This window comes from Corynebacterium sp. HMSC073D01, assembly GCF_001815555.1.
Lineage (GTDB): Bacteria > Actinomycetota > Actinomycetes > Mycobacteriales > Mycobacteriaceae > Corynebacterium > Corynebacterium glucuronolyticum.
The window spans coordinates 1-2,335 of the sequence record NZ_KV821005.1 but is presented as its reverse complement, the minus strand read 5'-3'; the positions used below and the strand labels follow the sequence as shown (position 1 = coordinate 2,335).

The window sequence follows — 2,335 nt, the reverse complement described above, 5'->3', positions numbered from 1 at the left end:
CGTCTCCCACCTATGCTACACAAACCGAACCGAACACCAATACCAAGCTATAGTGAAGGTCCCGGGGTCTTTTCGTCCTGCCGCGCGAAACGAGCATCTTTACTCGTACTGCAATTTCACCGGGCCTATGGTCGAGACAGCAGAGAAGTCGTTACGCCATTCGTGCAGGTCGGAACTTACCCGACAAGGAATTTCGCTACCTTAGGATGGTTATAGTTACCACCGCCGTTTACTGGGGCTTAAATTCTCCGCTTCGACCACAAAATGATCTAACAGGTCCTCTTAACCTTCCAGCACCGGGCAGGCGTCAGTCCGTATACATCGAATTAACCTTCTTCGCACAGACCTATGTTTTTGGTAAACAGTCGCTTCCCTCTATTCTCTGCGCCCCACAACCGCATTAATTGCTGTCAGCAACGGTCATGGGTCCCCCTTCTCCCGAAGTTACGGGGGCATTTTGCCGAATTCCTTAACCATAGTTCACCCGTTCGCCTTAGTATTCTCAACCTGACCACCTGTGTCGGTTTGGGGTACGGGCCACACTTGCACTCGCTAGAGGCTTTTCTCGACAGCACAGGATCACCACCATCACCCTTTAACAGGCTACGCATCACGCCTCACACTTAAATGAGAACGGCATTTAACACGTCCTCGTGCCACACGCTTACACCACAATCCACTAAGTGGCGCGGCTACCCTACTGTGTCACCCCATCACGTGGCTACTACCACATCAGGTCCCACACACAAAAAACAACACCCCACATCAAAAATGCAGGAAAACGTTGATCTCCATGGGTGGTTAGTATCAATGATTCACCATTTGTCGCACATGCGCGGGTACCAGAATATCAACTGGTTATCCATCGACTACGCCTGTCGGCCTCGCCTTAGGTCCCGACTCACCCTGGGAAGACCAGCTTCACCCAGGAACCCTTAGTCATCCGGCGGGTAGGATTTTCACCTACCATTCGCTACTCATGCCTGCATTCTCACTCGCACACACATCCACCAACCGTTACCAGCAGGCTTCACACAATGCACGACGCTCCCCTACCCAAAAACAAAAAACATTCTTGCCGCGGTTTCGGCGGTGTACTTAAGCCCCACTACATTGTCGGCGCACAACCACTTAACCAGTGAGCTATTACGCACTCTTTCAAGGATGGCTGCTTCTAAGCCAACCTCCTGGCTGTCATCGCGATTACACATCCTTTTCCACTTAGCACACCCTTAGGGGCCTTAACCGGCGATCTGGGCTGTTTCCCTCTCGACTACGAAGCTTATCCCCCGCAGTCTCACTGCCGTGGACCATACATACGGCATTCGGAGTTTGGCTGACGTCACTAAGACAAAATCCCGCTCAATCAACCAGTAGCTCTACCTCCGCAGCACTACCAACGACGCTGCACCTAAATGCATTTCGGGGAGAACCAGCTATCACGGAGTTTGATTGGCCTTTCACCCCTACCCACAACTCATCCCCGCAGTTTTCAACCTACGTGGGTTCGCGCCTCCACAAAGTCTTACCCTTGCTTCACACTGGCCATGGGTAGATCACCCCGCTTCGGGTCCAGAACATGCCACCAACACCCTAGGTTAGGATTCGGTTTCCCTCCAGCTACCTACAACAAATAGTTAACTTTAAAGCGACATGCCGCTGACTCGCAGGCTCATTCTTCAAAAGGCACGCCATCACCCAAAAAAAGGCTCTGACGGATTGTCAACACACGGTTTCAGGAACTATTTCACTCCCCTCCCGGGGTACTTTTCACCATTCCCTCACGGTACTCATACACTATCGGTCACACACAAGTTATCAGACTTACCGGACGGTCCCGGCAGATTCACAGCAGATTCCACGAGCCCACTGCTACTCGGGGACACCACGCACACCCAAGCACACACATTTCACGTACAGGACTCTCACCTACTCCGGCAGGCGATTCCACACCACTTCCGCTACGCATGCGCCAAAGGCTGGTGGCAAAAAGGTTGACCACCAACGCAGACCCCACAACCCCACACACAACACCCCAACCAAGGCACCACGCTGCATGCAGTTTAGTCAAAAATTCGCTTTCGTTCGCCACTACTCACAAAATCACAATTGTTTTCTTACACACCAGGTACTAAGATGTTTCACTTCCCCGGCCACTCCCGCACAACTATGAATTCATCATACGGTAACCCCCATCACTGAGAGCTAGGTTTCCCCATTCGGACATCCTCGGATCAACGCTCATACGGCAACTCCCCGAGGCTTAACGCAGCCCACCACGTCCTTCATCAGCTTGCCATGCCCAGGCATCCACCGTGTGCCTAAAAAATAAAAA

At 52.1% G+C, this 2,335-nt stretch carries 1 rRNA gene; it reads right to left on the bottom strand.

The window, feature by feature from the left end:
- Window positions 1-2,335, bottom strand: a 23S ribosomal RNA gene (locus HMPREF3044_RS00005); the annotation flags it as partial.